Raw genomic sequence first — 24,022 nt, 5'->3', positions numbered from 1 at the left:
AAGCGAGAAATCCCACGTGTCGACGCCTGTCGATTCCCATTCCACTGTTCTTGTCACTGGCGGCACCGGCTCATTCGGCCACACCATGGTTCGGAGGCTTCTCGATTCGGGCGTCGGCGAGGTGCGCATCCTCAGCCGCGACGAGCTGAAGCAGCACGACATGCGGAACAGGCTCGCTGACGACCGCGTACGGTTCTACATAGGCGACGTTCGCGACTATGAAAGCGTCGACCGCGCCACGAGAGGCGTGGACTACGTCTTCCACGCAGCGGCGCTCAAGCAGGTGCCGAGCTGCGAGTTCTTCCCCATGGAAGCCATGAAGACCAACGTGCTCGGCAGCAGCAACGTCATCGAGGCGAGCAATGCCAACGGGGTCCGGTCGGTCGTCTGCCTCGGCACCGACAAGGCCGCCTATCCGGTCAATGCGATGGGCATGTCCAAGGCGATGATGGAGAAGGTCGCGCAGGCATTCGCCCGCAACAACCCGACCGCCGAGACCGTCGTGTCCACCGTTCGCTACGGCAACGTGATGATGTCCCGCGGATCGGTCATCCCGCTCTTCGTCGAGCAGATCCGTGCTGGCAATCCGCTTACGGTGACGGACCCGAACATGACCCGCTTCCTCATGTCGCTGGACGAAGCCGTCCTTTTGGTCGAGCATGCCTTCGGTCATGCCAGGCCAGGTGACCTCTTCATTCGCAAGGCTCCGGCGAGCACTATCGAAGATCTCGCCAAGGCGGTCGGTGCTGCTATGGGGGTGGAACCCGAGATCAAGGTCATCGGCACGCGCCACGGTGAAAAGGTCTATGAAACTCTCGCGACGCGGGAGGAACTCACTCGTTCGAAGGACCAAGGAGAGTATTTTCGTGTCGCGGTTGACGCCCGCGATCTGAATTACGGCGAGTACTTCGACGAGGGTGATCGCCGGGAGTCGGACATGGACGACTACCACTCACACAACACCGAGCGGCTGAACGTCGACGGCGTGGTGGAGTTGCTGATGCAGCTGCCAGCATTTCGCAGTCTTATCGGTTGATGGATGTGCCCGCTTCGCTCCCTCACAAGAAAGAGACCATGACCGACGACAACGTGCTGATCGTCGTCGCGCACCCGGACGACGATGTCCTAGGTTGCGGAGGAACCGCCTACCGGCTCGCGCAGCGCGGCGTCGCGGTGCGAGCGGCGATCTTGTGTGGTCAGGTCGGCGCCCGCAACTACCGTCCCACCGACACAGCGCTGGCGGACGATATGGCTCGCGCAACCGAAATCCTCGGAATTGGGACGCCTATATTGGGTGACTTCCCAAACATTCAGATGAACACGGTCCCGCATCTCGAGCTCGTGCAGTTCGTAGAGGGTGCGATCGTCGAGACGCAGGCGACGCGCATCTTCACTTCACATCCGGGCGACCTCAATGACGACCACCGCCAGGTGTCCGTGGCGACTCAAGCTGCTGCTCGGCTCGCCCAGCGTGGGACGGACGTGCCGCCGCTCAGGAGTCTGCACTACATGGAGATCCTGTCGGCGACCGACTGGGCCTTTCGAGGGGGCGACGTGTTTGCCCCGGACACCTTCTTCGAGATCGGCCTCGACGGCGTCGACGCGAAGACACGCGCGTTGGCGGCATATCGCGACGTGATGCGGCCGTATCCGCACCCGCGCAGTCCCGAGGGTCTTGCTGGACTTGCTGCAGTCCGCGGCGGGGCTGCGGGGCTGGAGCACGCCGAGGCGTTTCAGACTGCCTACCTGGACCTGGGTTCGGTGGTCCGCTGATGTACGCCCGATTCGGTAAGCGCGTGCTCGACCTTCTGCTGTCCGGGGTCGCCACGGTCCTGCTCGGTCCCGTGCTCCTGGTCACTGCTTCGGCGATCAGGATCGAGGACGGAGCGCCCGTCATCTACCGCCAGAGTCGAGTCGGTCAAGGCGGGCGTGTGTTCACGGTGTTGAAGTTCCGAAGCATGCCCTCAGGGACGAAGGTGGCCCCCTCCGCCGGCATGGGCACCGCGACGGTCACGAAGGTGGGGACGGTCATCCGGCGGCTCAATGTCGATGAGCTACCCCAGCTCTTCAACATCCTGCGCGGCGACATGACGTTGGTTGGCCCGCGACCGGCCTTGCCGACGCAGTCCACCCTGATCGACGAACGGGCCCAAGGGCCGGCCCATGCCGCACGCCCCGGTCTCACGGGACTGGCACAGGTCCGTGCCTACGATGGAATGACCGAATCTGCGAAGGCGGTCTACGACAACCAGTACGCCGCACGCATCACGCTGCGGGGTGACATCAAAATCCTCGTCTCGACCGTGGGGTACCTGTTCAAGCCTCCGCCCACTTACTGAGGACACCTGCTGTGCGTATCGGCTTCATCACCTGCGTCCGTCTCGGCGAGAGCTGTCTCGAGGAACTGGCGACCCTTGGCGCCAACCTGGTGTATCTCGGCACATTGAGTGACCACATCGCCCCGAACAAGTCGGGTCGCGTCTACCTCGACGACTTCGCCAGCGCGCATGCCATTCCGTTGCACAAGTTTCGCAATATGAACGACGACGACGCCGTGGCGGCGGTGCGCGGGGCGGAACTCGATTGGCTTTACGTCATCGGATGGAGCCAGATCGCCAAGACCGAGATCTTGGGTACCCCAGCTAAGGGCGTGCTCGGAATCCACCCGACGCTGCTCCCGGTCGGCCGCGGTCGTGCATCCATTCCGTGGGCCATCATCAAGGGCCTCGAGGAAACGGGTGTCACGATGTTCAAGCTGGACGAAGGTGTCGACACCGGGCCGATTCTCGGACAAGTCCAGGTGCCAATCGAGGCCGACGAGACATCGGGAACTCTCTACAACAAAGTCATTGAGGCCCATCGGACGTTGATTCGAGAAACCTTTCCGGGAGTCGCCGACGGGACGATCCGATTGACCGCTCAGGATGAGTCGCAGGCAACGGAGTGGCCCGGCAGGACGCCGGACGATGGAGAGTTGCGCCCCGAACAGATGAGCGCGGCGGAGGTCGATCGCCATGTGCGAGCTCTGACGCGGCCGTATCCCGGGGCATTCGTCAAGACATCGTCGACTGAAAAACTTCGAATATGGCAAGGACACATCGGAGAGAACGTCGCTGGACTCGTGATCCGTACGGCGTCGGGCGCGTACACCGCTACCGACTACGACGTGGAGCGGCTGACCGCCGGCGAGGGCTGTCAGTGAAGATCGGCATCATCAGCCAGTGGTACGAGCCCGAGCGCGGCTCAGGCGCACACCCGACTGCTATTGCAGAGGCGCTGCGAGATCGAGGACACGACGTGCGAGTCCTGACAGGGTTTCCGAGTTACCCAGAGGGCCGTGTTCACTCCGGCTACTCGATGAAGTTGCGTCTACGCGAGACTCACAACGGGATCGAACTGCTGCGCGTGCCCGATGTCCCCAGCCACGACCAGAGCGCCCTGCGCCGCGCGCTTACCCTGACCAGCTTCGCCGTGTCCGCGTGCACGCAGGTCGGTTGGCTTCGGGACCGCGACGTGGTGCTCACCTACTTGACGCCGGCCACGGTCGGGCTCGCACCTTGGGCGTTGCAGCTCATGACCAAGATCCCCTACGTGCTCTACGTGCAGGATTTGTGGCCCGAGACGGTGGTCGCGAGCGGGTTCATCGGCAACGACAAGGCGAGCGCGGCGGTCGAGCGCGGTATCAACCGGGCGCTGCGGAAGCTGTACCACCACGCCTCCGGCGTGGTGGCGATCAGCCCGACGATGGCCGAGACGCTGGCAAGTCGTGGCGCGACCACCCCGCCGGTGTCGGTGCCCAACTGGGTGGACGAAAAGACCTTCGTTCCGGCCGCCGGGGAGTGGCAGCGGACCTTGCCCGCTGACCGTACCTGGCTGATGTACGCGGGCGGGGTGGGCGAGCTTCAGGCCCTGCAGCACGCGATACGAGCGGTGCACCTGTTGAGCGGCCGCCCTGACATCGGTCTGGCGATCGTTGGCGACGGAGTAGCGCGGCCCGGTCTTGAGCGGATGGCCTGCGGGCTTGGGGTGGACGACCGGGTGCTGTTCCTGGGCAGCCGGCCGATGGAGGAGATGCCGAGATTGATGGCCGAGGCTGCCGCGCAACTGGTGTCCCTGCGTGACCTGCCGCTGTTCGCCGGCACCATCCCGAGCAAGATCCAAGCCGCGATGGCGTGTGGGTCCCCGATCGTGTGCGCTGTGGCGGGTGACGCCGCGCGATTGGTCGCGGAGACGGACAGCGGGGTCGTGGTGCCGCCGGAGACGGACATGGCGCTGGCGGAGGCATTCGTCCGGATGGTCGATGCTGGTGAGGAGGCCCGCGGCCGGTGGGGGGCCAACGCGCGGCGCGCCTACGTCGAGGAGCTGTCCGCCGCGGCAGGTGCGGAGCGCTTGGAACAGGTGCTCTCCCGAGCGGTGGAGAGCGTGTCGTGACGGCGCGTGTGGCGGTGCTGGGAGCCTCGGGCTTTGTGGGTCGGCATGTGACGGACGCCTTACGGTCGCGCGGCGCCGAGGTGGTCGCTGTGCGCGCGCCGCGCCTTCTGACTGCCGCGCGGTCCGTGGAGGAGTTGCAGGCGGAGCTGGCGTCGCCCGGCGTCGTGACGGTCGTCGAGTCCATGCGTGGAGAGCTGATCGGGTGCGCCGCCGTGGTCAACGCGGCAGGGGTGGCCGACGCCACCGGCGGTGGTGACGCTCTGTACGGCGCGGACGCGCTGCTCCCCGGTGTGGTCGCGCTCGCCGCGCCCGGCGAGTCGCGCGTGCTGCACGTCAGTTCTGCGGCCGTGCAGGGGCGCCGCCCTGTGCTGGACGAGAGCGAGGACGCAGCGCCGTTCAGCGACTACTCAGAGGCAAAGGCACTCGGTGAGCAGGTAGTGCGCGGGGTGCGTCTCGATGCGGTGGTGTACCGCCCGACCTCAGTGCAGGGCCCGGGCCGACGCATCACCCAGCAGTTGGCGCGGGTGGCCGCATCTCGCTTCGCCTGCGTGGCGGGCCAGGGGGAGCGACCGACGCCGCAGGTTTTGGCCGAGAACGTGGCGGACGCGATCGCTTTCGTGACCCTCACCGAAGAGGTGCCGCCCCCTGTGGTGTTGCATCCTGGGGAGGGCCTGACCACTGCCTCGCTGCTTGAGATGTTGGGCAGTCATAGGCCGCTTCACGTGCCGGAGCCAGTGGCGCGGGCTCTTCTCGCGGTGCTGTTCTCGATGGGTGGTCGTTCGTCGCGGGTGGCAGGCATGGCACGACGGATCGAGTTGCTGTGGTTCGGTCAGGAACAAGAGCATGGGTGGCTCACCGGGCGCTGGACGGCGCCCGTGGGAATGGAACGCTGGAAGGGAATTGTGTGAGCATCGCCATTACTGGAGGCTTCGGCTTCCTCGGCTGGCACACCGCGTGTCGCCTGCGTGCGCTGGAGCAGGTGGACGCGGTTCGTCTAGGTCGCGACGACTTCGCGGAAGCGGAGAGGCTGGCGTCGAAGCTGGCGGGGGTGGATCGCGTCATCCACATCGCCGGGGTCAACCGGGCCGAGTCCGACGACGCGGTCGAGCGCGGCAACGTTGAGCTGGCCGAGGAGTTGGCGGCGGCGATACGCGCCAACGGCAATCCGGTTGAGCTGGTGTATGCCAATTCGGTGCAGGCTGGGCTCGACAACCCGTACGGGCAAGGCAAGGCACGTGCCGGAGCGATCCTCCAAGCAGTCATCGACGAAGTGGGCGGCTCCTTCGCCGACCTGCTGTTGCCGAATCTCTTTGGGGAGCATGGGCGCCCCGGCTACAACTCCTTCGTTGCGACATTCGCGCACGAGGTGGTAGCCGGTCGCACGCCCAACGTCACCGGTGACCGCGAGATCCCGCTCCTGCACGCCCAGGACGCAGCTGCTGCGCTCATCGGTGCTGCTGGCACCGACGTTCACCAGGTCGTTCCAGGCGAATCCGTAGCCATCAGCAAGGTCTTGCAGACCTTTCAGCAGTTTCACGAGCTCTACGGCGCCCGAGGAGAGATTCCGGACGTCGCCGATCAGTTGACGCTCAATCTGTTCAACACCTATCGCGCTGCCGCGTTCACGGATGGACTCGGCGCTCGTCCCAACGTTCATTCCGACGCTCGGGGCGAGCTCTTTGAGGTCGTCCGATCCCACGGCGGCACCGGGATGGCGTACGCGTCGACGACGAAGCCTGGTCAGAAGCGAGGTGAGCACTACCACCTGCACAAGATCGAGCGCTTCGTGGTCGTGAGCGGCGAGGCAGAGATCGAACTCCGACGCCTTCTTCACGACGAGGTGGTCACGGTGCGGGTGAGCGGCGACCGACCGACCTTCGTCGACATGCCGACGTTGTGGGTCCACAACATCCGCAACGTGGGCGACTCCGACTTGCTGACCTTGTTCTGGGCTGATCAACTACTGGATCCGGACAAGCCGGATCAGTTCCCGGAGACCATTGCCATGGAGGCATCCACATGAAGGTCATGACGGTCGTCGGCACCCGTCCGGAGATCATCCGGCTCGCTGCCGTGATCAAGCGGTTGGACGCCACCGAGGGCATCGAGCACGTGCTCGTGCACACAGGGCAGAACTACGACTACTCGCTCAACCAAGTGTTCTTCGACGACCTCGGGCTACGGGCGCCCAACCACTACATGGGTGTCGACACCTCCAGCCTGGGCAACGTCCTGGGTGGCGTGCTCGTCGGTACGGAGAAGGTGCTGCTCGAGGAAAAGCCGGACGCGCTGCTCGTCCTGGGTGACACCAACTCGTGTGTCGCCACGGTGATGGGCAAGCGCATGCGCATCCCGACGTACCACATGGAGGCGGGCAACCGCTGCTTCGACGAGAACGTGCCCGAGGAGACCAACCGACGCCTGGTCGACCACGTCGCCGACTTTAACCTTGCCTACACTGAGCACGCCCGCCGCAACTTGCTCAACGAGGGCCTGCACCCGCGCCGGATCCTCGTCACCGGGTCGCCGATGCGCGAGGTGCTGGAGGAGTTCCGCGACCAGATCGACGCCTCGGACGCGCTCGATCGGCTCGAGCTCACGTCGGGGGAGTACTTCCTCGTGAGCGCGCATCGCGAGGAAAACGTCGACAACCCGGAGCGCCTGCAGAAGCTGCTCGATTGTCTGGCGGCCGTGCGGGGGAAGTGGGGAAAGCGCGTCGTCGTGTCGACTCACCCTCGAACCCGTAAGCGACTCGAGTCGCTCGACAGTAAAACGGACCTGAGCGGCATCGACTTCATGGAGCCTTTCGGCTTCAACGACTACAACAAGCTCCAGATCGAAGCAGCATGCGTGCTCTCCGACTCTGGAACGATCTCGGAGGAGTCGTCAATCCTGGGCTTCCCAGCTGTGACCCTTCGGGATTCAATCGAGCGTCCTGAGGCCCTCGACAGTGGATCCATCATTATGACCGGCCTCGACACGGAAGACGTCGTTCGCGGAGTGGGGATGGCCATGGATGACGGCCCGATCGCTACGTCCATCCCGCACGGTTACGACGTGATTGACACCTCGAATCGCGTCGTGCGCTTCATTGCCTCGACGGCCGGGCGGCATCACGACTGGGCAGGCATCAAGGCACCCAATGCTGAGCGTCGATGAGCAACCCTGCCCCCGGACGCAAGCTGTCCGCTGCGCTCGGGACATCGTTGCTCAATCGTGTCGTCGCAGCCGCGCTGCCGCTTCTCGTTATTCCAATCGCGTTGAAGGAGTTGGGAGCCGAGGGATACGGGGCGTGGGCAACGACGCTTGCCCTTACTTCGCTTGTTGCCTTCGCCGATCTCGGCGTGGGTAGCGGGCTGATGACCAAGCTGGCTACGGGATCTTTGACGGCGGCCGAGGAGAAGCGGGTAGTGGCATCTGGCTATGCGGTCGTCGGATCCATAGCTGCTGTTGCGACAGCCGTTGTGTTAGGACTCTGGCTTGCAGTGGACCTTGGCATGCTGCTGGGTGTCGAGGGTTCCCGAGCGATCGAGCTGATTGTCGTATTCACGCTCGTCGCCGTCTTGATTCAGATGCCGGTCTCTCTGATCGTGCGCGTGCAATACGCAGTGGGACATCAGGCCGTGTCAAACCTCTGGCAGACGCTCGGGAGCATCCTTGCGTTCGGCGCCATGGTCGCCGTGGCCGGCGCATACGATTCGCCCACATACTTCGTGGCGGCTGCCGCCTTGACCCCTGTTGCCGTTTCGGTCGTTAACTCCCTGCACTTCTACGGCGTGACGCGTCGCGGACGGCAGTTGATGCCCCGCCTTCGCAACCTTAGGTATTCCGAGGCCAGCATTCTCCTGCGTTCTGGGGGTCGCTTCCTGGCTGTGTCCGTGCTGATGACCCTATCGCTCTCGGTGGACCCATGGATTGTGGCTCAGGTCGACAGCGTGGCGGCCGTGCCTCAATACGTCATTCCTTACCGCATCTTCGTGACTGTAGGCTCGCTGAGCGTCATGCTCGCGATTCCCTTATGGCCGCTCCATTCACGTGCCGTTGCGAACGGCGACGTTGCGTGGATCCGGCGCATCACCGTGAGGATGACTCTCGCCAGTACCGCCGCCGTGACGGTGGCGTCACTTCTGGTTTTGGTGATCGGGGAGGCAGCGGTCGAGCGGTGGCTCGGTGGCAACGTGGGCTTCGACGCGGTCTTGTGGGGCGGCCTCGCGGTCTGGGTAGTTCTACAGACGGTGACTGGACCCGGTTTCATGGTCCAGAATGGCGCCGAAGTTCTGGGTCCCCAGCTGGTTGCTTACAGCATGCTGATCTTGGCGTTGCCTGCAAAGTGGTACGTCAGTGCAGAGTACGGAACTCGATGGATACCGTGGGTTTCGGCGACATTCTATGCATGCGTGCTCCTTTACGCCTGCAGGGTCGGGTACTTGAGAGCGATTGACAAGGCTACGGATAATTCAAGGTTGCGAGAGGCGATGGTATGAGCTACCCCAGGGTTCTACACACGGGGTTCGAACCCATCGGAACCCCAACTAACTCCGGCTTGACCCTGCAGTCCATGTTCGCTGATTGGCCTGAGGACCGGCTGTTGCAGGTATGCCTACGAGCAGACTCAAGTGGAATTTCGCACCCTCGCAACTTGATAGTGGCCCCGCCTAGTATCGCGCCTCTGGACGGCTTCGCCCGCTGGTTGCTGCGCAGCAAGGTCCCATCTGGCGCGGTCGATGGGATGAACAACTCCGTCGAGCGGGATGGCTCACTCACGCCGCGACAGCAACTACGTGTTTTCGCCACCGCCGTGAACGACCTCGGCCCGGTGCACCTCCCGCGGGATCTAGTTGACAAGGCGCGCGACTTCGCCCCGCAGGTGATCCACTCGCTGCTGGGCGGGGTCCGAGCCATGAAGATCGCAAGCGAGATGGCCGAGCGCCTGGATTTACCAGTCGTACCTCACTTTATGGATGACTGGGTTGAGAACCTCTTCAACCAGGGACAGCTCGGTGGGTATGCCCGACGGACGGTGGAGCGAGAGTTCGAGCGTGTCCTGAGCCACTCTCCCATCCTGCTGACCATCGGCGACCGGATGAGAGCAGAGTTCGAGGATCGACTCCATCGACCGGCCGTCGTCGTTGGCAATAGCGTGGACTTCTCCGAGTTCGACCGTGTGAGGCGCGAAAGTGGACATCGCGGCACCACCCCCAGAACGCTGCGGTACGTCGGTGGACTTCATCTCGGCCGCGACCAAGTTGTCCGGTCTCTGGCTCGCCGGCTCGTCGAGATCAATGCCGGTGAGAACTGGATGGTGGAGCTCAACGTCCCTCCCGCCGACGCTGCGCTTGCTGAGTCACTGAGTAGTGAAAACGTTAACGTCCATTACGGAGGTTCTCTGCGCCCTGACGAGGTGCAGCACGCTCTCGCTTCGGCGGACGCTCTGCTCTTCATCGAGTCAACGGCTCCGGGGGTGGCCCGGTTCACTCGACTGTCTGTCTCCACAAAAGTCCCTCAGTATCTGGGGGCTGCAAGACCAGTTCTGGTACTGGGGCCGGCAGATCAGTCGAGCGTTCAGGTTCTTGTAGGGGCAGGTCTCGGGTATCACGTCGAGTCGCCCGAAGGGAAAGAGCTGCCCCGCGCGATAACTGCACTGGGGGCAGCTACCCAGGCTGAGGATCTTCCGGCGGGCGCCCGCTCGGATTCTGTAATCAGCACCTTTGGCCTGGCCTCAACTCGAGAACGTTTGCGTGAGGCCCTCGCGACAGCGGCTGAGACGCGGAGGTTGGTGTGAAAGTCCTCTACTTGGGTTTTCTGGCTGCAGACGCAGGGATGTCTGAACTGTTGCAGGTGGATCGGTCGATGCCAGTGCAGACGCACAGGTTCGGATGGTCCATGGCGAGGTCCCTGCGCTCCGCGGGGATCGAAGTCGTCGCCTTCGGTTTCCTACCGGCAGCAGATTTTCCGCATTGTTCGCGGATTCGGTTTGGACGAGAACGCTACGAACAGGACGGCGTTCTCGGGACGACACTCCCCTTCTACAATCTGACAGGTCTCAAGCACCTCAGCCGGTTTGTGTCTGTGCGGCGCGCGCTGAGGCAGTGGCGAGGTGGTGCCGCGTTCGATGCGGTGCTGATTCATGGGGTGCACAGCCCACTCCTGTGGGCTGGGTTGAATGCCGGCAAGATCAGGGGCGTGCCTGTGGTGACGGTGCTGACCGATCCCCCGAGCACACGTACGGCCTTGGACAACTTGGCGGCCACGGCACTCAAAGTGGCGGACCGTCGGCTCATCGGGGCAGCTCTGGCTCGAATGGACGGTGTAGTTGCGCTTGCGGACGGTCTGGCGACCGACTTCGCGCCTGGCCTTCCGACGTTGCTAATGGAGGGAATCGCCGCAGACCCCCTCGAGTTTCCTTCAAGCACTACACGGATGGCTCGTCACGAGGTCGTGTACGCGGGTTCGCTCAACGCGGAATATGGAGTCCTCGACCTACTTGAGGCTGTTACTCGCAGTGCTGGGCAATGGCGGCTCGCCGTCTATGGCCGCGGTCCTCTCGAGGACCTAGTGCGAGAGCGGGCTCGACAATCTGCCCGCGTCCACTTCGGAGGCATGGCCGATGCCCAACAGCTTCAGTCCGTGTACGAGCAGGCGAGACTGTTGGTCAATCCGCGCCCGCCCAACACCATGATCGCTGGGTACTCATTTCCATCGAAGATCCTCGAGTACATGGCTTCCGGCACGGCCGTACTGACTACGCGACTCCCCGGGATCCCAGCCGACTACGAACCGCACGTGACGTTCTCCGAGCCAGGCGCAGCGGGCCTGGCCCGCGCGATTGATAGGGCACTCCAACAGCCGGACGTCCTTGCCGACATTGGTGCTGGAGGGCGGGACTTCATCCTGACGACCCGGGGTCATGCAGCGCAAGGTGAAAGGCTCCGCGGGTTCCTGCAGGACTTGGCCGCGGACGTGTCGTGACTGAGAGCGAGACACGTCGCCTTCGCAAAGGGCGGCTCGCTCGAGAGGATCAACGGATTCGGGCGTCGAAACGGGTCTAAAGACTCTCTGAAGGGATTTCGGCCGCCATATGTGTCATGACGCGGCTTCTACCGGCCCGCCAAGACTCGCACGATTGACGTTGGATCCGGTTTCGTCTGCTGGCGCGGCCGAAGCGTCACCATGCTTGTCGAAGCCGGGACCAGTCAAGAAACAGATTGCTAGCGCAAACCACGCCCACAAGGTCCACTGGTGAGTGCTCAGCCCCAGTGATGGAATGATGGACATGGCCACCGCGGGCCGCAGGGCTGAGAATTGAGTGGCCGCGTTGCGTGCGCTAGGGCCCCGGTAGGTGACGACGATAGCAGCCACGACGACAAAAGTGCCCAGCACGCCAACGGAGAGCAGCAGTTCAAGAACCCAATTGTGAGTAAGTCCCTGTGACGGCAAACGGAACCTGTAACGGTCCGGCCCCCATCCAGTGAGAAGCTGGTCCGGAAGGAGTTGAAGAGATTGTTCCCACAATGCGTCGCGTCCCGACAGGTTGCGCGACGAGGCAGCGCGCTCGCGCGAGTCGAATTGGCCGGCCCACACGGCGATCTCACGTAGCCGCGATTCAAGGCTCGCAAGGAAGGGAAGGACTCCAAATGCTGCCATTCCGAAGAAGACTGCGGCGTCGCGAAAACGCGTCGGCCGCTCGCTGCGAAGGAGAAACAATATTCCGATAATTGCGCCGGAGATGGAGGCGCGGGATCCGGTGGCGAGAATTGCCCCCGATTGCACGGCAGTCGCCGCCACGAGGGCGACACGCCACGACCACCCTGCATCGCGCACCAGATGGAGGGTGCACACGGCGGTGAAGGCCAAAATGGCCCCTGTGTAATTCGCGTTGGCGAACTCGACAGTGGCGCGGTTCGTCGCATTGTCGTACGCCTCTGAGCGCGTGAGGAAGTACGCCGCGTAAAGGGTTCCGCCAGCTGCCAGTGTTTGCAACGTGAAGATCAACTGCTGCCTAGTGCGTATGAACTCGATAGCTGCAATTGCGTAGAGGATGCTCAACGCGGCACCGCGGCTGGCAGATGTGTCGCCAGCGACGAGGTGCCCAGTCCAGAAGGGGCTGGCAAGTACGATCGCCGATGACAATAAAAGGAGGACTTCGTAACTCGCGACCGGGCGAGGGGACGTGAGTCGCCTGAAAACATAGACAACGATGATCGGGATCGTGGCATACATACCCGATGTCAGTCCGGTGCCAGGGTTGAAGACAGCCGCACCCAAGGGGTACAGCAGAACGATCAATCGCAGCCGTGTGAGTCCGCGCAGGTTCCCATCGCCCGAGGCAGTGCGGGACTTCAACCTTCAGGCTCCGCTGTTTATCATGCCCGCGCCGACGGTGACCCCGGTGGCCTCGTCGATCAGGATGAACGAGCCCGTGGTGCGGTTCTTTGAGTACGGGTCGCAGAGCAGCGGCACGGTGGTGCGCAACTGGACGCGGCCGATCTCGTTGAGCGCGAGCTCGCCGGCCTCCTGGTCGCGGTGCAGTGAGTTGACGTCGAGGCGGTACTGGATGTCCTTGACCATCGCACGCCCGGTTCGGGTGGTGTGCTTGATGGCGAGCTTCTGCCGCGGCTTGAGGGGCTCGTTGGTCATCCAGCAGATCATCGCGTCGATGTCTTGGCTGGGCTTGGGCGCGTTCTTCGGCCGGGCGATCATGTCGCCGCGGGAGACGTCGACGTCGTCCTCGAGGTGGATCGTCACCGACATCGGCGGGAACGCCTCGGCGATCTCGGTGTCGAAGAGCTCGACCTTCGAGATGGTGGACGTCATGCCGCTGGGCAGCACGACGACCTCGTCGCCCTTCTTCAGCACGCCGCCGGCCACCTGGCCGGCGTACCCGCGGAAGTCGTGGTACTGGTCGGACTTGGGGCGGATGACGAACTGCACCGGGAAGCGGGTGTCCACGAGGTCGCGGTCCGAGGCGACGTGGACGTGCTCGAGGTGGTGCATGAGCGTCGGGCCGGAGTACCACGGGGTGTTCTCGGAGCGGTTGACGACGTTGTCGCCCTGCAGCGCCGAGATCGGGATGACCTCGAGGTCGGGGATGTTGAGCTTGGTCGCAAAGGTCGTGAACTCGCGGTGAATCTTCTCGTAGACGGACTCGTCCCAGTCGACGAGGTCCATCTTGTTGATCGCCAGCACGAGGTGCGGGACGCGCAGCAGCGAGAGCAGCACCGCGTGGCGGCGGGACTGCTCCGTGAGGCCCTGGCGGGCGTCGACGAGGACCAGGCCCAGGTCGGCGGTCGAGGCGCCGGTCACCATGTTGCGGGTGTACTGGATGTGGCCCGGGGTGTCGGCGATGATGAACTTGCGGTTGGGCGTCGCGAAGTAGCGGTAGGCCACGTCGATGGTGATGCCCTGCTCGCGCTCGGAGCGCAGACCGTCGGTCAGCAGTGCCAGGTCGGTGTAGTCGTAGCCCTTGGACTGGCTGGTCGACTCCACCGCCTCGAGCTGGTCCTCGAAGATCGACTTGGAATCGAGCAGCAGGCGCCCGATGAGCGTGGACTTGCCGTCATCCACGGAGCCTGCGGTGGCGAAGCGCAGCAGGTCGGCGTTCTCGGTGACGGCGGCAGCTTCCTCGCCGACGGTGGTGGTCTTCTCGTCGGCCATCAGAAGTAGCCCTCCTTCTTGCGGTCTTCCATGGCAGCCTCGGAGAACCGGTCGTCGCCACGGGTCGCGCCGCGCTCGGTCACTCGCGCCACGGCGATCTCTTCGATGATTGCGGCGGTGTCGGAGGCCTCGGACTCCACGCAGCCGGTCTGGGTGCGGTCACCCACGGTGCGGAAGCGCACCAACTTCCTCTCGATCTTCTCGCCGCCCTTGGGCTGGATCTCCGGGCCGACCGACAGCAGCATGCCGTCGCGCTCGATGACCTCGCGCTCGTGGGCGAAGTAGATGGAGGGGATCTCGATCTGCTCGCGGTGGATGTAGCTCCAGATGTCGAGCTCGGTCCAGTTGGAGAGGGGGAAGATCCGCATGTGCTCACCGGCGTGGATGCGGCCGTTGTAGAGGCTCCACAGCTCGGGACGCTGGTTCTTCGGGTCCCACTGGCCGAAGTCGTCGCGGTGGGAGTAGACGCGCTCCTTGGCGCGGGCCTTCTCCTCGTCGCGGCGGCCACCACCGAAGGCGGCGGTGAAGCCGTTCTCCTCGATGGCACCGAGCAGGGTGCCGATCTGCATGCGGTTGCGGCTGGTCTTGCCGTCATCGACCACATGACCGGCCTTGATGGCCTCGTCGATGGTGGCCACGATCATCCGCGCACCGAGGCGTTCGACCCACGAGTCGCGCGTGGACAGCACCTCGTCGAAGTCCAGGCCCGTGTCGACCTGCAACAACGGGAAGGGGAGCTTGGCCGGGAAGAACGCCTTCTCCGCCAGGCGGAGCATGACGATGGAGTCCTTGCCACCGGAGAACATCAGGACCGGCTTCTCGAACTCCGCAGCGACCTCACGGAAGATGTGGATCGACTCGGCCTCGAGCTGGTCCAACTGACTCAGCTGGTAGTCGACGTGGGTGTTGGTCATGGCGTTAGCGACGGCCTCTCTCGGGGACAGCAGCCATCATCGTAGCGACGGGTCGCCCTACGGACGATTCGCACTGCCGGTGACTGGCAGAGACGAACTTCCGAGCTTCCTGTGGCAGGGCTGTCACATTTCCGCGCTCAGAAGGATTAGTCCGCATGTGAGGGGGGTAACAGGTGGTCATGGTCCTCTCGGTCGTCCTGGTCGTCGCAGCGTGGATCGTGCTGTCCGTGCCCGCCGCGCTGGTGGTCGGTCGGATGTTCGCGGCGGGTCATGTCGCTCCGGTGATCGTCGGCCGAGCGGCAGCCGCTGACGCTGGCCGCGTGTCGTACCTCTCACGCATCGAGTCCCGGCGCACCGCTGCCTCGCGCTGGCCCCACGAAGCTCGTGTGCTTTGCGCGTCGCGGCGGGAGCACGCTGCGGTCTCCGTGGGCGCTGCTCGGTCCGCCGGCTGACACACCGCTCTGTTGAGGCGAACCGGACGATTGGTCCGGTGTGCGGTGCCTTCGACACAATGGCGCGCATGCGGAACACCCCCACGCTCATCTCCGCCGCACTCGCAGGCGCCCTGCTCGTGACTGGCTGCAGCTCCTCGGACGGCGGCGACGCCACGCCGCCGTCGTACGACAAGAGCGACAGCGTCGAGGCCCAGGTCCTGCCGCAGTTGGCGGCCAACGGCGAGGACGTCGAGTCCGCCGACGACGCCGCCTGGGTCGTGGACGCCACGGTCGCCGACGTCGACGAGGGAACCTCGGTGGTCCTGGTCGCGAAGGGCGACGACGGCTGGAGTGAGGTCGACGAGGAGGAGACCGATGGCAAGGGCCACGTCTCCCTCACCAGCCGCGAGTCCGGCGACCTGCACGTGGTGGTCGGGGACGGTGACGACGCCATCGGCGCGGAGGTCTCGACCGACGACGCACCCGAAGCCACCTTCACCGACGACTTCGACAACCCCGACTCCGTCGACGGGGAGGGCGCCACGTGGGTGACCCGCGACCAGGGCTACATCGGCGTGCGCACCTGCTCGCGGGCCAGCGCCGACGCCGCCGAGGTCACCGACGGCGTGCTCGAGCTCAGCGTCCTTGCAGACCCCGACCGCAAGGGCGACGAGTGCCAGCTGCCCGGGCGGCGCAAGAAGTTCCCCTACCGGCTCAACGGCCACGTCGGCACCGAGGGCAGCTATGCCTTCACCTACGGCTTCGCCGCCGCGCGCATCAGGACGCAGGCCTCCCGTGGCCAGCACGCGGCCTTCTGGATGCAGGCCGTCGGCGGCCAGCAGACCGGCGGCCCGAAGAAGGGTGGCGCCGAGATCGACGTCATCGAGTACTTCGGCGACGACCATCCCGAGGGCGGCCTGACCAGCTTCACCTACTTCCTCGACAAGAAGGGGAAGAAGCAGACCGTAGGCGACTGGCTCCCGAACGCCGACGAGCTGGGCGACGACTGGGCCGAGGAGTACCACGTGTTCTCCGTGGAGTGGACGCCCGAGGAGTACGTCTTCCGCATCGACGACAAGGTCACCCAGCGGCTGAAGGGCGTGAGCTCGGGCAAGCCGGAGTTCCTCATCCTCAGCCTGCTGTCGTCGGACTACGAGCTGCCGCGCTTCGACGGCAAGCTGCCCGAGACCATGGAGGTCGACTGGGCGCGGGTGTGGGAGACCGGCCCGAAGGGCTAGCTAGGAAGTGTCGAGGACGAGGGTGATCGGGCCGTCGTTGACGGACTCGACGCGCATGTCGGCGCCGAAGCGGCCTCGCTCGACGTGGGCGCCGAGGCGCTCGAGCTCCGCGCAGACTGCGTCGTAGAGCGGCTCGCTGACCGGGCCGGGTGCGGCGGCCTGCCAGGTGGGCCGGCGGCCCTTGCGCGCGTCGCCGTACAGCGTGAACTGGCTGACGACCAGCACGGGCGCGTCGACGTCGCTGGCGCTCTGCTCCTCACGCAGCAGCCGCAGGTCCCAGATCTTGCGGGCCGTCCACGCGACCTCGGTCGGGCCGTCGTCGTGGGTGACGCCGAGGTAGACCAGGAGGCCCGGCCGGTCGAGCTCGCCGACGACCTCGCCGTCCACCCGGACGGCGGCGGACAGGACTCGCTGGATGACGGCGCGCACGGGTCAGGCCCGGGTGAGGACGCCGACCCCGACGAGGTCGGCGACGTTGGTCTCCACGAGCGACCGGGCGTCGCCGGACTCCGGCTCTCCGAACTCGACCAGCAGCGCCTCGGCGAGGTCGTCGAGGGTGGCCGCGCCGTCGCCGAGCAGCGTGACGATGCGCGTCGCGAGGAACGACAGCGCGACGACGGTCTCGCCGAGCATCACGGTGCCGACGCCGTCGCTGACGTGGAGGTCGACGAAGTCCGCGCGCCGCACGCTCGGCCCGTCGCCGGGGGTGGCACGCCCGAGGAGCTCGGTGAGGGTCGGCTCGTCCGGCTCCGGCTCGGTGTCTCGCGGGGTCGGGTGGTTGAGCAGCTGCTGGGTGACCGCGACCAGGTCGTCGGCCTCGCGGTAGTCCACCCGGTGCACGGCCCCGACCTCCTCGACGAGCGCGGCCAGGCGGTGCAGCGGCCTGTCGAGCGAGCGCAGGTAGGACGCGTTGCCCGACAGGTGGGCCACGGCCTCGGCGGTGGACAGCTCGGTCAGCTCGGGCGGCACGAAGCCCTCGCTGTGGCGCTCCAGCAGCAGCACGGCTGCCGGACGCAGGGCCTCGGGCGCCTCGCGCAGGCCGAGCTCGTCGGGGGACCGGAGCCCCTCGGCGGCCTCGCCCACGGCGAGCGGCTTGCGGTAGGGGAGGAGGTCGAGCGAGGGCGTGAAGGCGACGGTGTCGTCGGTGACGTAGCCGAAGTGGCGCGCAAGCGTGCGTGCTGCCGTCGAGCGTCCGCTGCCGGCCGGTCCGACCAGCACGACGCACCGCCCGGTCTCCGCGTCGGCCACCGCCGCGGCGCGCAGCATGAGGAGGTCGCCCTCGTTGGCCTCCATCGCCTGGAGGGTCACCGCCAGGGCGACCTGGTCGCCCACGACCGACGCGCTGGGGCCGGCGATCGAGCCCCGGGCGGCGGCGTCCTCGATCGCGGCGGGGTCGTCGTCGACCACCACCCGCACGCTGCGCCCCTGCGCGTCGTCGACCCGGCGGGCGTCGCAGCGCGACCACGCGCGCAGCAGCTCGGCGGCGACGGTGTCGGCGTGGCCACCGGCGACCTCGACGTGGACCTGCGTCCCGAGCGCGGTGACGGCGACGACGTGGCGAGGGCTGGCCGAAAGGGTCACTCGCGGGAGTCTAAGGTGCGCGCATGGACGATCTGCTGATAACGGTGGCACCCACCGGAGCCGAGACGGCGAAGGCCGACTGCCCGCAGCTCCCGACCACCCCTGAGGAGGTGGCCCGCACGGCCGCCGACTGCGAGGCGGCGGGCGCGGCGATGATCCACATCCACGTGCGCGACGCCTCCCACCAGCCCACGCTCGACCAGTCACTGCTGCGCGAGTGGGTCGCCGCGGTGCGCGAGTCGTCCTCCCTCGTCGTGCAGCTCTCCACCGGCGGTTCGGTGCACGACCCGCTCGACGAGCGGCTGAAGGTGCTGGACGCCGAGCCCGACTCGTGCTCGCTCACCATGGGCACCACGAACTTCGGCGACGACGTCTTCCTCAACCCGTGGCCCTTCGTCAAGGACCTCTACCAGCTCGCCCTCGAGCGCGGGGTCGCCCCGGAGTTCGAGCTCTTCGACCTCGGCCAGGTGCACGCGCTCGGCCGGCTCATCCGGCAGTACGGCGTCCCGGCCGGCGGCAAGGTGCACGTCGACTTCGTGATGGGCGTCCCCGGCGGCATGCCCGGCACCGCCCCCGCGCTCGTCGCCGGCGTCGCCGCGCTCCCGGCGGAGGTCACCTCGTGGTCGGCCACCGGCATCGGCCGCTCGACGCTCTCGGTCGCGATGGCCTCGCTGTCGATGGGCGGACACCTGCGCGTCGGGATGGAGGACGTGCTCACCATCAGCCGCGGCGTACCCGTCGAGTCCAACGCCCAGCTCGTCGAGCGCGCCGTCGAGCTGGGCCGGATCGCGCAGCGGGAGCCGATGAAGCCCGCGCAGTGCCGGGAGCTGCTCGGCCTGCGCTGAGCCCGATATGGGTGTACGGGTCGACTGGTAAGGTGACCCGTATGAAGACGACCATCGAGCTGCCGGACGACCTCGTACGTCAGGTGCGCGACGTCGCGCGCGAGAGCGGGGTGACCATGCGGGAGCTGGTCGTGGAGGGCCTGCGCAGCGAGCTGGCTCGTCGCGCGACGCCGACCCCGAAGGTCGACTTCGTCTTCACGGCGGTCGACGGGCGGGGCCTCGCCGACGACGTGGCGGCCGGAGAAGCCATCGCTGCGTCCTACGAGACGCCCCGATGATCGCTGTCGACACCAACATCCTGGTCTACGCGCACCGCGCCGACTCGCCGTTCCACCAGGAGGCCAGGGCGACCCTCGAGCACCTCGGGTCGGCGGGTCGGTCGTGGGGTGTGCCGTGGCCGTGCGTCCACGAGTTCCTCGCCGTCGTCACCCACCCGCGCATCTACGTCCCGCCCACCCGTCCCGGCGTCGCCCGCCAGGCGGTCGACGACCTCATGGCGTGGCCGAGGGTCACGTTGCTCGGTGAGACGCCCGACCACTGGGGCCGGCTGGGTGGCCTGCTGGACCGCGGCGGCGTCACGGGGCCGAAGGTCCACGACGCGCGGGTCGCAGCGATCTGCCTCGGGCACGGCGTCGACGAGCTCCTGACGGCCGACCGGGACTTCAGCTGGTTCCCCGAGCTGGTGACCCGCAACCCCCTCGTCGCGGGCGGCTGATCAGCGTCGGCGGCGCTTGCCGCCGTTGCCGGCCACGACGGGCTCCGCGTCGAGCGGGGCGTAGCCGTAGCCGTAGCCGTAGCCGCTCGCGGACTTCTTGGCCGGGGTCTGGTTGACCACGACGCCCAGTGTCGTGGCGTCCACGGACTCGAGCCGCTCGATGGCCGTCGACAGCTGGTCCCGCGTCGTACGCCCGTGGCTGACCACGACGACCGCACCGTCGGCGCGGGTGGCGAGCAGGGCCGCGTCGGTGACCGGCAGGAGCGGCGGCGCGTCGAGGATGACGATGTCGTAGCGCTGGCGCAGGTCGAGGAGCAGCAGCTCCATCGCCTGCGACTGCAGGAGCTCCGAGGGGTTGGGCGGGATCTGGCCGCAGACCATGACGTCGAGGGACGTCTCGCCGTACTGCTGCATGACGTCCTCGGCGCTGACCTTGCCGATCAGCACGCTCGTGGTGCCGATCGCGCCGTCGAGCTCGAGGCGGTCGGCGATGAGGGGGCGGCGGAGGTCGCACTCGACCAGGGCGACCCTCTGGCCGGCCTGGGTGAGGGTCACCGCGAGGTTGACCGCGGTCGTGCTCTTGCCCTCACCGGGCAGCGAGCTGGTGACCACGATGACCTTCTGGGCGTTGTCGATGTCGACGTACTGCATGTTGGTGCGCAGGACGCGGAACGCCTCGGCCCACGGAGTCGCGGTGAAGAGCACCTCGCTCGGGGCGCGCTTGGCGTCGGGGTCCTGGAAGATGTTGCCGAGGACCGGGGCCGTGGTGATCTCGGCGATGTCGTCGGCGCCCTTGACGCTGGTGTCGAGCAGCTCGCGCGCCACGGCCAGGCCGATGCCCAGCAGCAGGCCGAGCACGCCGGCGAGCGCGAGGTTGCGCAGCGGCTGCGGCGAGACGGGCGAGGTCGAGACCTGGGCGTCGTCGATGAGGGTGGCCTTGACGACGGCGGCGGTCTTCCCGCGCGGGGTCTCCAGCTCCTCGACGAGGATCTGCAGCTGCTCGGCGTAGGCCTGCGCGATGTCGCGGGCGCGCTCGGGGTCGGCGTCGGTGGCTGAGATCTCGAGCAGGACCGTCTCGGGCACGGCCGAGGCCGTGACCTGGCCGCGAATCGTTGCGGGGTCGGCGTCGTCGAGCTCGCCGGCGACCCGCTCGGCGAGCTGGTTGCTGGTCACCAGGTCGGCGTACGACGCCACGCGCTGGGTGGCGAACAGGTTGCCGGTGTAGGCGCTGTTCTCGTCGGTCTGGCTCGTCGACACGAAGAGGCGTGTGCTCGAGGAGTAGAGCGGGGTCGTCGTCCACGTCCAGATCGCGGCGAGCGCCGAGACCACCAGAATACTTCCGAGAACCAGCCGCCACCGTCGTCGGACGGTGCGCCAGTAGTCCTGCAGCTCCACGCTTGATCCTCTTCTTGTCAACAAAAGTTTGACAAGCCTAAAGGACTAGTCGCGGACCCTCTTCATCCCCACGAGACCGGGACGGTAGTCGGGGTCCTCCATCTCGGCGATGGTGGGGGAGCCGAACATCGGCAGCCCCTGCTGCTTGCGCAGGAAGCCCCAGACGATCGGCAGGACCACGAGCACGGCGAGGCCGATGCCGGCGATGAGCATCGGGTGGGTCTCGTCCTCGCCGAGGGGAGCCCAGCCCGACTTGTCGAGCAGCGCGACGCCGCTCATCGTCAGCACGACGACGATGCCGCGGCGGATGAAGGACTGCGGCACGCGCGGGGCGAGCAGCGAGCCGATGATGGTGCCGGGCACCGAGCCGAGCACGAGCGGGACCAGGATCTCCCAGTCGATGCCGTGGAGGGCGATGTTGGAGATCGCGGCGGCGAGGACCAGCGGCACGGCCTGCACCAGGTCGGTGCCGACGAGCTTCACCGCCGACAGGCCGGGGTAGAGCATCAGCAGGGCGATCATGATGACCGAGCCCGAGCCGACGCTGGTGACGCCGACGAGCAGGCCGCCGAGCATGCCGACGAGCAGCGTCGGGACCACCCGGATCTTGGGGTCGTCGTCGTGGACGTGGGTGCCCGAGCGCACGCGGCGCAGGTTGACGTAGAGCCGCAGCGCGTACGTCGCGGCCGCGAGCAGCAGCGCGAAGCCGATGCTGATCACGAGGACGTGGTTGAGCTGGTCGGTGTCGTCGGTGAACCACGCGACGAGGTGTGGCCCGAGCAGCGCCATCGGGATCGAGCCGATCATCAGCCACATCGCCAGGCGCATGTTGGGCGAGCCCTCGCGCTTGTGCACGATCGCGCCGCCGGTCTTGTAGATCGCGGCCGCGGTGAGGTCGGCGGTGACGACCACGGCGGGTGACCCGACACCGAGGAACAGCAGCGCCGGGGTCATCAGGGCGCCGCCGCCCATGCCGGTCAGGCCGACCACGATGCCGACGACGAAGCCCGCCACCAGGATCGAGAGAGCGGCGGTGGTGAGGAGGTCAGCCACCCGAGCCTCCTGTCGCGAGCCGCGGAACGATCACACCCAACATACTCGACATTGTGTCGGCTGCCGTGGTCGCTGCGGCCTCCCCGCGCCGGTAGGGGTCGGCGATGTCGTGCTCGGGCCGCGCGGCCGTACGCCGTGCTCCGACCGCCGCGACCAGCTCCCGCCCGCGCAGGTCGGGGTGCTCCTCGACCGCGGCGGCGAACTGGCCGACCGTGAAGACCTTGCGCAGATGCTGGGGGTACTCCTCCAGGATGAAGCTGCGGTGCGTGGCCTCCGCGGTCAGCACCAGGTCGGCCTCGGCGAGGATCGCGCCGGTCAGGCGACGGCTCGCGAAGCCGGACGAGGTGTCCTCGGCGAGCGTGGCGACCATGGCGTCGTCCATCGCGTGGCTGTCGAAGCCGTGGGTGCCCGCGCTGGAGAACTGCACCCCGGAGTCCTCCCCGGACAGCGCCCGCGCGGTGAGCTCGAGGTAGGGCGAGCGGCAGATGTTGGCGGTGCAGACGAAGAGCACCTTCAGCGGCTCAGGCATCCGTGCCCCGCAGGTGGAGGTAGCCGGCCTCGTCGAGCGCGACCAGGACGTCGTCGAGCGCGTCCTCGATCGTGCGGCCGGTGGTGTCGACGCGGACGGCCGGGTCGACGGGCTCCTCGTAGGGCGAGGAGATGCCGGTGAACTCGGGGATCTCGCCCGCGCGGGCCTTGGCGTACAGGCCCTTGCGGTCGCGGCGCTCGCACTCCTCGAGCGGGGTGGCGACGTGGACGAGGAAGAACGCGCCCCCGGCCGCCTCGACCATCTCCTGCACCTGCTCGCGCGTCTCGGCGAACGGCGCGATCGGCGAGCAGACCGCGACCCCGCCGTGGCGGGCGATCTCGGCGGCGACCCAGCCGATGCGGCGGATGTTGGTCTCGCGGTCGGCCTTGCTGAAGGTGAGGCCCGCGGACAGGTGCCGGCGTACGACGTCGCCGTCGAGGCTGGTCACGGAGCGGCCGCCCTGCTCGAGCAGCAGGTCCATCAGCGCGCGGGCGAGCGTGGACTTGCCGCTCCCGGACAGGCCGGTGAAGAACAGCACCAGGCCCTGCTCCTCGGGCTCGGGCTGGTCCGCGTCGACGATCGCGGCGATGGGGGCGGGGAGGTCTCGTGACGGGCGCGGGGCGCCCTCCTCGACCAGCGGTGGGTCGACCAGGGCGTGGACGGGGTCGTCGCCGGCGTAGGTCTGCACGACCTGCGCCCCGAGGGCGTGGTCGGCGCCGGCGTCGCCGTGGGAGGGGAGCGGGACCGCCACGACCGACGCGTCACCGAGCAGGTCGGCGGCGGCGAGGGTGGCGCGCACCAGCGCGACAGGGGAGAGCGACGCGGTGCCGGTGCCCATCAGGGCGACGAGCACGACGCGACCCAGGCCGCGCAGCTCCTCGAGGTCGGCCTCGGTGAGCGCGTCCACGACCGGGACGAACGTCGCGCCGGCGTGCTGCTCGCGCGCCTGCGCCGGGGTGAGGTGCAGCCGGCGGAAGGGACCGTACTGCGCGTGGGTCAGCGCCTCCAGCGACCCGTCGGCGGCGATTCGGGCCAGCGGCAGGCCCTCGGGATCGACCAGCTCGGCCTCGTCGGTGCCCTCGGGGAGGTCGAGGGTGACCACGCTCCCGGGCTCGTTGAATCGGGTGAGCGGGGCGTAGGCGCCGGAGAGGAGGAGCTCCAGGTCGTCGAGCTCGGTCGGCGTCGGGCAGTGCTGGATCACCCGCGCATCCTGTCAGAGGAGCGGGAAGTAGC

General features: G+C 66.9%; 24 protein-coding genes. 15 read left to right on the top strand and 9 right to left on the bottom strand.

Features of this window, described 5'->3' with window-relative positions; translation table 11 throughout:
• Positions 1–16: 16 nt before the first annotated feature.
• The 11 genes from Q1B24_RS16250 (at position 17) to Q1B24_RS16200 (ending at position 11,400) form a co-directional block, all read left to right on the top strand.
• Positions 17–1,036, top strand: coding sequence for a polysaccharide biosynthesis protein (locus Q1B24_RS16250; RefSeq protein ID WP_299931004.1), 1,020 nt, complete (start codon positions 17–19; stop codon positions 1,034–1,036).
• A 38-nt stretch (positions 1,037–1,074) separates the two neighbouring features.
• Entirely contained in the window at positions 1,075–1,773 is a 699-nt protein-coding gene (locus tag Q1B24_RS16245; protein ID WP_299931002.1) for a PIG-L deacetylase family protein, read from the top strand.
• 23 nt (positions 1,774–1,796) lie between these two features.
• Positions 1,797–2,339 (top strand): sugar transferase, encoded by a 543-nt coding sequence (locus tag Q1B24_RS16240; protein WP_299931000.1) that lies wholly within the window; start codon positions 1,797–1,799, stop codon positions 2,337–2,339.
• Between the two features lie 11 nt (positions 2,340–2,350).
• The gene (locus Q1B24_RS16235) at positions 2,351–3,202 is read left to right on the top strand and encodes a formyltransferase family protein (protein WP_299930998.1); all 852 of its coding nucleotides are present in this window, start codon (positions 2,351–2,353) and stop codon (positions 3,200–3,202) included.
• On the top strand, positions 3,199–4,431 hold the full coding sequence (locus tag Q1B24_RS16230; protein ID WP_299930996.1) for a glycosyltransferase family 4 protein: 1,233 nt from the start codon (positions 3,199–3,201) through the stop codon (positions 4,429–4,431). Before Q1B24_RS16235 ends, Q1B24_RS16230 begins: the two co-directional genes overlap by 4 nt.
• Positions 4,428–5,339, top strand: a complete 912-nt coding sequence (locus tag Q1B24_RS16225; RefSeq protein WP_299930994.1) for an NAD(P)-dependent oxidoreductase — start codon at positions 4,428–4,430, stop codon at positions 5,337–5,339. Before Q1B24_RS16230 ends, Q1B24_RS16225 begins: the two co-directional genes overlap by 4 nt.
• Positions 5,336–6,454, top strand: coding sequence for an NAD-dependent epimerase/dehydratase family protein (locus tag Q1B24_RS16220; RefSeq protein WP_299930992.1), 1,119 nt, complete (start codon positions 5,336–5,338; stop codon positions 6,452–6,454). Before Q1B24_RS16225 ends, Q1B24_RS16220 begins: the two co-directional genes overlap by 4 nt.
• Entirely contained in the window at positions 6,451–7,590 is a 1,140-nt protein-coding gene (wecB, locus tag Q1B24_RS16215) for a non-hydrolyzing UDP-N-acetylglucosamine 2-epimerase (protein ID WP_299930990.1), read from the top strand. Before Q1B24_RS16220 ends, wecB begins: the two co-directional genes overlap by 4 nt.
• Positions 7,587–8,915 (top strand): hypothetical protein, encoded by a 1,329-nt coding sequence (locus Q1B24_RS16210; protein ID WP_299930988.1) that lies wholly within the window; start codon positions 7,587–7,589, stop codon positions 8,913–8,915. The genes wecB and Q1B24_RS16210 overlap by 4 nt, the downstream gene beginning before the upstream one ends.
• 245 nt (positions 8,916–9,160) lie before the next feature.
• Complete coding sequence (locus Q1B24_RS16205) at positions 9,161–10,213, top strand: hypothetical protein (RefSeq protein WP_299930986.1); 1,053 nt, start codon at positions 9,161–9,163, stop codon at positions 10,211–10,213.
• Entirely contained in the window at positions 10,210–11,400 is a 1,191-nt protein-coding gene (locus Q1B24_RS16200) for a glycosyltransferase (protein ID WP_299930984.1), read from the top strand. The genes Q1B24_RS16205 and Q1B24_RS16200 overlap by 4 nt, the downstream gene beginning before the upstream one ends.
• A 114-nt stretch (positions 11,401–11,514) precedes the next feature.
• Here the strand turns inward: Q1B24_RS16200 and Q1B24_RS16195 are convergent, their stop codons facing one another.
• Genes Q1B24_RS16195 through cysD form a run of 3 tightly spaced genes read right to left on the bottom strand, consistent with a single transcriptional unit; the run spans position 11,515 to position 14,999 of the window.
• Positions 11,515–12,774, bottom strand: a complete 1,260-nt coding sequence (locus tag Q1B24_RS16195) for an O-antigen ligase family protein (RefSeq protein ID WP_299930982.1) — start codon at positions 12,772–12,774, stop codon at positions 11,515–11,517.
• A 3-nt stretch (positions 12,775–12,777) separates the two neighbouring features.
• Positions 12,778–14,085 (bottom strand): sulfate adenylyltransferase subunit CysN, encoded by a 1,308-nt coding sequence (gene cysN / locus Q1B24_RS16190; protein ID WP_299930980.1) that lies wholly within the window; start codon positions 14,083–14,085, stop codon positions 12,778–12,780.
• The gene (gene cysD / locus Q1B24_RS16185; protein ID WP_299930978.1) at positions 14,085–14,999 is read right to left on the bottom strand and encodes a sulfate adenylyltransferase subunit CysD; all 915 of its coding nucleotides are present in this window, start codon (positions 14,997–14,999) and stop codon (positions 14,085–14,087) included. Before cysD ends, cysN begins: the two co-directional genes overlap by 1 nt.
• Before the next feature lie 520 nt (positions 15,000–15,519).
• Between cysD and Q1B24_RS16180 the strand changes: the two genes are divergently transcribed.
• A complete protein-coding gene (locus Q1B24_RS16180; protein ID WP_299930976.1) occupies positions 15,520–16,671 on the top strand; it encodes a glycoside hydrolase family 16 protein in 1,152 nt (383 codons plus the stop codon).
• Here the strand turns inward: Q1B24_RS16180 and dtd are convergent, their stop codons facing one another.
• Both dtd and Q1B24_RS16170 read right to left on the bottom strand, forming a co-directional pair.
• Positions 16,672–17,100: a D-aminoacyl-tRNA deacylase gene (gene dtd, locus Q1B24_RS16175; RefSeq protein ID WP_299930974.1), complete on the bottom strand. Its 429-nt coding sequence runs from the start codon at positions 17,098–17,100 to the stop codon at positions 16,672–16,674. It abuts the gene before it with no gap.
• Positions 17,101–17,103: 3 nt separating this feature from the next.
• Positions 17,104–18,252, bottom strand: coding sequence for a hypothetical protein (locus Q1B24_RS16170; protein ID WP_299930972.1), 1,149 nt, complete (start codon positions 18,250–18,252; stop codon positions 17,104–17,106).
• 23 nt (positions 18,253–18,275) lie between these two features.
• Between Q1B24_RS16170 and Q1B24_RS16165 the strand changes: the two genes are divergently transcribed.
• The 3 genes from Q1B24_RS16165 to Q1B24_RS16155 are packed head-to-tail and all read left to right on the top strand — an operon-like array spanning position 18,276 to position 19,812.
• On the top strand, positions 18,276–19,097 hold the full coding sequence (locus Q1B24_RS16165) for a 3-keto-5-aminohexanoate cleavage protein (RefSeq protein ID WP_299930970.1): 822 nt from the start codon (positions 18,276–18,278) through the stop codon (positions 19,095–19,097).
• Positions 19,098–19,138: 41 nt separating this feature from the next.
• On the top strand, positions 19,139–19,375 hold the full coding sequence (locus Q1B24_RS16160; RefSeq protein ID WP_299930968.1) for a hypothetical protein: 237 nt from the start codon (positions 19,139–19,141) through the stop codon (positions 19,373–19,375).
• On the top strand, positions 19,372–19,812 hold the full coding sequence (locus tag Q1B24_RS16155) for a TA system VapC family ribonuclease toxin (protein WP_299930966.1): 441 nt from the start codon (positions 19,372–19,374) through the stop codon (positions 19,810–19,812). The genes Q1B24_RS16160 and Q1B24_RS16155 overlap by 4 nt, the downstream gene beginning before the upstream one ends.
• Here Q1B24_RS16155 and Q1B24_RS16150 read toward each other — a convergent pair whose 3' ends face one another.
• From Q1B24_RS16150 to cysC, 4 genes are read right to left on the bottom strand one after another with little or no spacing between them, the layout of a single operon-like run.
• Entirely contained in the window at positions 19,813–21,207 is a 1,395-nt protein-coding gene (locus Q1B24_RS16150; protein ID WP_299930964.1) for a polysaccharide biosynthesis tyrosine autokinase, read from the bottom strand.
• Positions 21,208–21,252: 45 nt separating this feature from the next.
• Positions 21,253–22,260: a sulfite exporter TauE/SafE family protein gene (locus Q1B24_RS16145; RefSeq protein WP_299930962.1), complete on the bottom strand. Its 1,008-nt coding sequence runs from the start codon at positions 22,258–22,260 to the stop codon at positions 21,253–21,255.
• On the bottom strand, positions 22,253–22,789 hold the full coding sequence (locus tag Q1B24_RS16140) for a hypothetical protein (RefSeq protein ID WP_299930960.1): 537 nt from the start codon (positions 22,787–22,789) through the stop codon (positions 22,253–22,255). Before Q1B24_RS16140 ends, Q1B24_RS16145 begins: the two co-directional genes overlap by 8 nt.
• Positions 22,782–23,990 (bottom strand): adenylyl-sulfate kinase, encoded by a 1,209-nt coding sequence (gene cysC, locus Q1B24_RS16135; RefSeq protein ID WP_299930958.1) that lies wholly within the window; start codon positions 23,988–23,990, stop codon positions 22,782–22,784. Before cysC ends, Q1B24_RS16140 begins: the two co-directional genes overlap by 8 nt.
• Positions 23,991–24,022 lie beyond the last annotated feature (32 nt).

This window comes from uncultured Nocardioides sp. (assembly GCF_947488025.1).
GTDB lineage: Bacteria > Actinomycetota > Actinomycetes > Propionibacteriales > Nocardioidaceae > Nocardioides.
This window is presented reverse-complemented; position numbering and strand designations above follow the sequence as displayed.

Excerpts from the sequence above, each read along its gene's own strand:
- Q1B24_RS16160 (WP_299930968.1), top strand. The coding sequence starts at position 19,139 with ATGAAGACGACCATCGAGCTGCCGGACGACCTCGTACGTCAGGTGCGC.
- Q1B24_RS16245 (WP_299931002.1), top strand. The coding sequence starts at position 1,075 with ATGACCGACGACAACGTGCTGATCGTCGTCGCGCACCCGGACGACGAT.
- cysD (WP_299930978.1), bottom strand. The coding sequence starts at position 14,999 with ATGACCAACACCCACGTCGACTACCAGCTGAGTCAGTTGGACCAGCTC.
- Q1B24_RS16210 (WP_299930988.1), top strand. The coding sequence starts at position 7,587 with ATGAGCAACCCTGCCCCCGGACGCAAGCTGTCCGCTGCGCTCGGGACA.
- wecB (WP_299930990.1), top strand. The coding sequence starts at position 6,451 with ATGAAGGTCATGACGGTCGTCGGCACCCGTCCGGAGATCATCCGGCTC.
- Q1B24_RS16140 (WP_299930960.1), bottom strand. The coding sequence starts at position 22,789 with ATGCCTGAGCCGCTGAAGGTGCTCTTCGTCTGCACCGCCAACATCTGC.
- Q1B24_RS16205 (WP_299930986.1), top strand. The coding sequence starts at position 9,161 with ATGAACAACTCCGTCGAGCGGGATGGCTCACTCACGCCGCGACAGCAA.
- cysN (WP_299930980.1), bottom strand. The coding sequence starts at position 14,085 with ATGGCCGACGAGAAGACCACCACCGTCGGCGAGGAAGCTGCCGCCGTC.
- Q1B24_RS16155 (WP_299930966.1), top strand. The coding sequence starts at position 19,372 with ATGATCGCTGTCGACACCAACATCCTGGTCTACGCGCACCGCGCCGAC.
- Q1B24_RS16165 (WP_299930970.1), top strand. The coding sequence starts at position 18,276 with ATGGACGATCTGCTGATAACGGTGGCACCCACCGGAGCCGAGACGGCG.
- Q1B24_RS16180 (WP_299930976.1), top strand. The coding sequence starts at position 15,520 with ATGCGGAACACCCCCACGCTCATCTCCGCCGCACTCGCAGGCGCCCTG.